Genomic DNA, 6,366 nt, shown 5'->3' with positions numbered 1-6,366 from the left:
TGATTGCGGGACATCCCGCCCTCGATCGCGGACACGACACGCTTGCGAAGATCCAGAGAATAAGGCTTGCCCATCCATGCTGGCCTCCAACCCAGCCAGAATGGTGAATCAGAAACACACCGATTTGGGAATCCCAAATCGATTCAACCTAACCCCATCCTGCTTTAGCGCTGACGCGGGTCGAGCGCGTCGCGCAGGCCGTCGCCGAGCAGGTTCAGCGACAGCACCACGAGGAAGATCGCAAGGCCCGGCCAGATCGCCATCCACGGCGCCTGGGTCAGGAAGCGCTGCGCCGCGTTGAGCATGCTGCCCCAGGACGGTGCGGGCGGCTGCTGGCCGAGGCCGAGGAACGACAGCGCGGCTTCGGCGATGATGGCGGCGGCGATCGACAGCGTCGCCTGCACCAATAGCGCGGGAAGGATGTTCGGCAGGATGTGCGAGAAGGCAATGCGCCACGGCGGATTGCCGAGCGCGCGCGCCGCCTCGACATAGTCTTCGGCCTTGACGCTCAAGACCTGCCCGCGCGTCAGACGGATGAAGATCGGCGTGGCCGAGATGCCGATTGCGATCATGGCATTGCCGAGGCTGGGACCGAGGAAGGCGGCCAGCGCAATCGCCAGGATCAGGAACGGGCAGGCCAACATTGCATCGGTGATCCGGCTGATCAGCGCGTCAACAAATCCGCCGCGATAGCCGGCGAGGAGGCCAAGAGGGACACCGATCCCGAGCGCGATCGCGACCGAGATCAGACCCGCCATCAGCGAGGCCCGCGCGCCGTAGATGACGCGGCTCAGGATGTCGCGGCCGAGATCGTCGGTGCCGAACCAGTGAGCGGCGGTGGGCGGCTTGCGCACCAGGCTCCAGCTCGTCGCAATGGGATCATAGGGCACGACCAGCGGCGCAAGGGCCGCAAGCAGGATGAAGGCCGTGATCACGACAAGCCCGAAGACCGCAGCCTTGCGCTTGAACAGGCGCCGCCGCGCACGGCGCGCCGGGCTGTCCAGCTCGTAGGCCTGGGAGGCGGGACTGGCTGGCAGTGCGGCGTCGGTCATCGTCTAACCTCGCAGCCGCGGATTGACGAGGACATAGGCGACGTCGGCAACGAGATTCAGTGTGATGTAGACTGTGGCCGTCACCAGCACCACGCCCTGCACCACCGCATAGTCACGGTTGAAGACGGCATCCACGATCAGCTTGCCGAAGCCGGGAATGGAGAAGATCTGCTCGGTCAGCACCGCGCCCGACAACAGCGTGCCGAGCTCGAGCGCACCGAGGGTGATGATCGGCGTGAGCGCGTTGCGCATCGCATGCTTGAGGATCACCGAGCGCTCGGAGAGACCTTTCGCGCGCGCGGTGCGGACATAGTCGCTCTCCAGAACCTGGAGCATGGCGCTGCGGGTGTGCCGCATCAGGACCGCCGAAATTGCGTTGCCGAGCACGAAGGCCGGCATGATGGTGGCTGCCAGGCTCGCGCGCCAGTCCTCGGTCAGCGGCACGTAGCCTGAGGCCGGCAGCCAGCCCAGGTGAATCGAGAACAGGAAGATCATGAGGATTCCGAGCCAGAAATTCGGCGTCGAGATACCCCACAGCGCGAACAGGTTGGCACCATAGTCCCAAACCGTGCCCTTCTTCACCGCGGAGATGATGCCGGCGGGAATGCCGATGAGGAACGCGATCAGGATCGCCATCGAGCCGAGCTGGAGCGTCACCGGCAGCTTCTGTGCGATCAGCTCGCGCACCGGCATCTTGTTGCGCAACGACTCGCCGAAATTGCCTGAGAGAACGCCCTTGAGCCAATAGACGTACTGCACGGGGATCGGCTGATCCAGCTTGTACTGCTGGCGGATCTGTTCGATCACGGCGGGATCGCGCTCCTCGCCGGCCATCACCAGCGCGGGATCGCCCGGCAGCAATTGCTGGAGCGAGAAGATCAGCACCGACACGAAGAACAGTGTCGGCACGATCTGCGCGATTCGGTGGGCGAGGAAGTTCAGCATGGCTCCACGCGCGTCCCAACCGCTGCCGTGATCACTTGAACTTCAATCCGACCACACGCACCAGCCCATCGGGCATCTGCCTGTAGCCGTCGAGCTTCTTCGTGTGCGCGATCAGCAGTGTGCGGTGGTAGATGTAGATGATCGGAAAATCGTCAAGCAGGATCTTGGTCAGCTTTTCGTAGATCGCCTTGCGCTCCTCGACGTCGGACGTCATGCGTCCATCTTCCATCAGCTTGTCGGCCTCGGGGTTCGAATACACGCCGTCGTTTTGCGGCGCCTTGCTGCGCATGAAGATGTAGGAATTGCCGTCGGGATCGATGCGGCCGCTCCAGTTGATCTGGAAGATCTGGAACTCGCCGGCTTGAGCCTGCTTGAAGGTCGTCGCGAATTCGACCGCGCGGATCTTGATGTCAAAACCCGCTTCCGCGGCCATGGACTGGACGACCTGGGCGACGGCTTCGTTCTCCGCGCCCTTGGGGATCATGTAATCCACCGTCACCGGCGTGGTGACGCCGGCTTCCTTCAGCAGCGCCTTGGCCTTCGCGATGTCGCGACCGCGAACCGGGAACGCTTTCTGGTAATAGGGATGCTTCGGGCTGACCCACTGATTTCCAGGCGTGAACTCGCCGTTGAAGACGACCTGGTTGAGCGCTTCGCGGTCGATCGAGAGATCGAGTGCCTGGCGGACCTTCGCCGACTGGCTCAGCGGCCCCTTGGTTTTGTCGTTTCCGATATTGACGGTCAGGCCGAGATAGCCGAGCTCCGGCGCGGTCGACAGCACGAGGCGGGAATCGGCGCGCACGTCCTTGATGTCGGTGGCGAGCACGCGCTCGATCAGATCGAGCCCGCCGGACTTGAGGTTGGCAAGGCGCACCGTCGCGTCGACAATCGGCAGGAACACGACGCGGTCGATATGGATGTTGTCCTTGTTCCAGTAGTCGGCAAACTTCTCGAACACCATGCGGTCCTGCTGGACGCGCTCGACGAATTTGTAGGGACCGGCGCAGACCGGATGCAGGCCGAACTTGTCGCCGGCTTCCTTCGCCGCCTTCGGCGAGACCATCATGCCGGAGCGGTCGGTGAGCTGGGCGATCAGCGGCGAGTAGGGCGTCTTCAGCACCAGCTTGATGGTCAGCGGATCGACCACCTCGACATGGTCGACGCTGGCAAGCTCGGACTTCCGGAACGAGGTCGGCAGCGTCATGTGACGCTCGATCGAGAATTTTGCGGCTTCGGCGTCCAGCGGCTCGCCGTCGTGGAATTTGACGTTGGGCCGGAGCTTGATCGTCATCTCCTTGCCGTCGGCCGAGGTCTCGTAGGACAGCGCGAGCTGCGGCACGATGTTGAGCTTCTCGTCGATGTCGAACAGCTTGTCGCAGAAGGCGGAGAAGACGATGCGGCCGACATAGGTGCGGCCGATGCTGGGATCGAGGATGTCGGGGTCTTCGGCGATGCCGATGCGAAGCGTGGTCTGAGCCTGGGCTGCGCCCGCGAGCGACGTCAGCACAGCCGACGCCAGGATTGTCAAACGCATGAAACTCATCGCTCTCAACCTCTGTTTTGCGGCTATGCCGGGTCCGTTCCCAATGAACTAACCCCGCTGCCGCGGACTGCTTCCGGGCCGCCGCTGAAGGCGGCGACCAATTTTTCAAGGACCGGCGAAAAGCCGCCGTCGGACGGGACGATCGCCGCGGAGGACGGCAGTTCCGACGTTCGGTGACAGGCCGTTGCATGTCCGATGCCATCCGGCACCAGCTGCGGCATTTCACTGCGGCAGCGGTCGACGACGTAGGGGCAGCGGGTGTGGAAGCGGCATCCCGGCGGCGGGTTGAGCGCGCTCGGGATCTCTCCCTGCAGCACAATCCGGCTGCGCTTTGCCCGCGGTTTAGGCATGGGGATCGCGGACAGCAGCGCACGGCTGTAGGGATGCCGGGGTGCCGCGAACAGGGCGTCCGCCTCGGCAGTCTCGACGATCTGGCCGAGATTCATCACGGCGACATGGTCGGCGATGTGCTTGACCACAGCCAGATCGTGCGAGACGAAGATGTAGGCCAGCCCAAGCCGGTCCTGCAGCTCGCGCAGGAGGTTGAGGATCTGCGAGCGGATCGAGACGTCCAGCGCCGAGACCGGCTCATCGCAGATGATCAGTTTTGGTTCGACCGCGAGCGCGCGGGCGATGGCGATGCGCTGGCGCTGGCCGCCGGAGAATTCGTGCGGATAACGCCGCTCGAGCCGCGGCTCGAGGCCGACCAGTCGCAGGATTTCCGCGACGCGCTCGCGCCGTTGCGCCGGCGGTACCAGATCGTGCAGCGCCAGCGGCTCGGCGAGAATCTGGCCGACCGTCATGCGCGGATTGAGCGAGGCGTAGGGGTCCTGGAAGATGATCTGTGCTTCGCGGCGGAAGGCGCGGAGCGCCCCGGCGTCCAGCGAGAGCAGGTCACGGCCGGCGAAACGCACCGTGCCTGCATCCGGCTCGATCAGCCGCAGCACCAGGCGACTGACGGTGGATTTGCCGCAACCGGATTCGCCGACCAGGGCCAGCGTCTTGCCGGCGTCGAGAGAGAAGCTGACGCCATCGACCGCTTTGACATGCCCCAGTGCCCGGCCGAACAGCGAGCGCCCGGCGACAAAATGCTTGACCAGGCCTTCGACCTCGAGAAGCGCCATCACGACACCAGAAGTTCGAGCGGCGCGCGGATGCAGCGCGAGAGGTGGCCGGGGCTGACTTCGACCAGCGGTGGCGGCGCCTTGGTGCAGGCGTCCAGCACGAAGGGGCAGCGCGCGGCGAAACGGCAGCCAGCGGGTGGCTGCGCCATGTTCGGCACCATGCCCTCGATCGTGGCCAGTTGCTCGGCGCGATGATCGAGCCGCGGGATCGAGCCCAGCAGGCCGACGGTGTAGGGATGCTGCGGCATGGCGAACAGCTCGTCGACCGGCGCGCGCTCGACGATCTCGCCGGCATACATCACCGCGACCTCGTCGCAGACTTCGGCGACGACACCGAGATCGTGGGTGATCAGGATGATAGCGGCGCCGCTCGCCGCCTTCAGTTCGCGCATCAGCTCCAAAATCTGCGCCTGCAGGGTGACGTCGAGCGCGGTGGTCGGCTCGTCTGCGATCAGCAGCCGCGGGTCGCAGGCCAGCGCCATCGCGATCATCACGCGCTGGCGCATGCCGCCGGAGAGCTTGTGCGGATATTCGTCGATCCGCCGCTCGGGCGAGGGGATGTGAACGCGCCGCAGCAGCTCGATGGCCCGCTCGCGCGCGCTGCGCCGGGAGCCGCCGCGATGGCGCAGAATGGTCTCGATGATCTGGTCGCCGATGGTGAAGCTCGGGTTGAGCGACGTCATCGGCTCCTGAAAAATCATCGCCAGCCGGTTGCCGCGGAGGTCGCGCAGCGTCTGGTCAGGAGTCTTCAGCAGGTCGAAGCCGTCGAAGCGGATTACGCCGGAGATCTCCGCGCTTTGCTTCGGCAAAAGCCCCATGATCGCCAGCGACGTCACGCTCTTGCCGCAACCGGATTCGCCGACGAGGCCGAGCGTCGCGCCATTGGCGACGCTGAGATCGACGCTGTCGACGGCGTGGGTCACGCGGCCGTCGTCGCCGTGGAAGCGGATGCGCAGATCCTTGATCTCGATGAGAGGACTTGCGCTCATGATTGCCTTGCTCGGCTCGCAGCAATGCTGGCGTCGATGACGCTGCGATCGGTGTTGCCTGCCGGGTTCTGCCGCGTCGGCATGGAAGAGCGGAAATGCACCCAGAGTTCCTGACTGACGCGCTCCAGCCGTTCGAGTTCGCCCAGCGGATCGAGATGATCGTCGGCGCGAATGTCCAGCGCCGGCCATTCCTCCTCGCCGTGGATCAGGAGCGCAGCGGATTGCTTGCCGCGCTTGTCGCCGCCGGCGGCCTCGCCCGCGCGCATGGCGGCGAGCAGGCGGCGCGGGAAGGGCAGGCTGTCATTGGCGATATAGGTCTTCGCGGTCTCGTCGAGCACGTCGGCGCCGGCAAGCATGTTGCCGGCGATCGAGAAGCCGCTGCCGGCGATGTGCCCGCACCAGTCGACGCAGTCGCGCCCGGTATGCGCGGCGATCGCGCCGCTGGCGTCCATGATGTGGATCTGGCGGCTCTCGCGGCCGTCGTCGGTCGCGAGCTGGGTGGCGAGAACGTTATGCGCATTCAGGCCCTCGCGCAGCAGCTTGACGCCGTCGATGCCGTAATAGGGATTGACGAAGGCCTGGGTCGCGATGGCGCCGAGACCGGCCGCGATGTAGGGCACGCGCGCTCCGACGGCGAAGAAGCGGGTAGCTACAGCGATGCCGAACTGGCCGGTGGCAGGGTCTCGCGCGATGATCGACCAGGTCATGTGCTG

Annotated in this window: 6 protein-coding genes; all 6 read right to left on the bottom strand. The window is 65.2% G+C overall.

Annotated features, from left to right (window positions below):
- Nucleotides 1–164: 164 nt before the first annotated feature.
- From CT676_RS30400 to CT676_RS30375, 6 genes are read right to left on the bottom strand one after another with little or no spacing between them, the layout of a single operon-like run.
- The gene (locus CT676_RS30400) at nt 165–1,052 is read right to left on the bottom strand and encodes an ABC transporter permease (protein WP_085404394.1); all 888 of its coding nucleotides are present in this window, start codon (nt 1,050–1,052) and stop codon (nt 165–167) included.
- 3 nt (nt 1,053–1,055) lie between these two features.
- Nucleotides 1,056–1,997 (bottom strand): ABC transporter permease, encoded by a 942-nt coding sequence (locus CT676_RS30395; RefSeq protein ID WP_071915894.1) that lies wholly within the window; start codon nt 1,995–1,997, stop codon nt 1,056–1,058.
- Between the two features lie 31 nt (nt 1,998–2,028).
- Nucleotides 2,029–3,540: an ABC transporter substrate-binding protein gene (locus CT676_RS30390; RefSeq protein WP_085404393.1), complete on the bottom strand. Its 1,512-nt coding sequence runs from the start codon at nt 3,538–3,540 to the stop codon at nt 2,029–2,031.
- A gap of 23 nt (nt 3,541–3,563) precedes the next feature.
- On the bottom strand, nt 3,564–4,664 hold the full coding sequence (locus CT676_RS30385; protein WP_085404392.1) for a dipeptide ABC transporter ATP-binding protein: 1,101 nt from the start codon (nt 4,662–4,664) through the stop codon (nt 3,564–3,566).
- Nucleotides 4,664–5,653, bottom strand: a complete 990-nt coding sequence (locus CT676_RS30380; RefSeq protein WP_135215964.1) for an ABC transporter ATP-binding protein — start codon at nt 5,651–5,653, stop codon at nt 4,664–4,666. The genes CT676_RS30385 and CT676_RS30380 overlap by 1 nt, the downstream gene beginning before the upstream one ends.
- Nucleotides 5,650–6,360: a DUF1028 domain-containing protein gene (locus CT676_RS30375; RefSeq protein WP_085404390.1), complete on the bottom strand. Its 711-nt coding sequence runs from the start codon at nt 6,358–6,360 to the stop codon at nt 5,650–5,652. The genes CT676_RS30380 and CT676_RS30375 overlap by 4 nt, the downstream gene beginning before the upstream one ends.
- Nucleotides 6,361–6,366 lie beyond the last annotated feature (6 nt).

It is taken from the genome of Bradyrhizobium sp. MOS001 (assembly GCF_004634465.1).
GTDB lineage: Bacteria > Pseudomonadota > Alphaproteobacteria > Rhizobiales > Xanthobacteraceae > Bradyrhizobium > Bradyrhizobium barranii.
Note: the sequence above shows the minus strand (reverse complement) of the source record. Positions and strands in the feature narration are given on the sequence as shown.

What these genes read in the sequence shown, in the direction of transcription:
- CT676_RS30395 (WP_071915894.1), bottom strand. Translation starts at nt 1,997, where the DNA reads ATGCTGAACTTCCTCGCCCACCGAATCGCGCAGATCGTGCCGACACTG.
- CT676_RS30400 (WP_085404394.1), bottom strand. Translation starts at nt 1,052, where the DNA reads ATGACCGACGCCGCACTGCCAGCCAGTCCCGCCTCCCAGGCCTACGAG.
- CT676_RS30385 (WP_085404392.1), bottom strand. Translation starts at nt 4,664, where the DNA reads ATGGCGCTTCTCGAGGTCGAAGGCCTGGTCAAGCATTTTGTCGCCGGG.
- CT676_RS30375 (WP_085404390.1), bottom strand. Translation starts at nt 6,360, where the DNA reads ATGACCTGGTCGATCATCGCGCGAGACCCTGCCACCGGCCAGTTCGGC.
- CT676_RS30380 (WP_135215964.1), bottom strand. Translation starts at nt 5,653, where the DNA reads ATGAGCGCAAGTCCTCTCATCGAGATCAAGGATCTGCGCATCCGCTTC.
- CT676_RS30390 (WP_085404393.1), bottom strand. Translation starts at nt 3,540, where the DNA reads ATGAGTTTCATGCGTTTGACAATCCTGGCGTCGGCTGTGCTGACGTCG.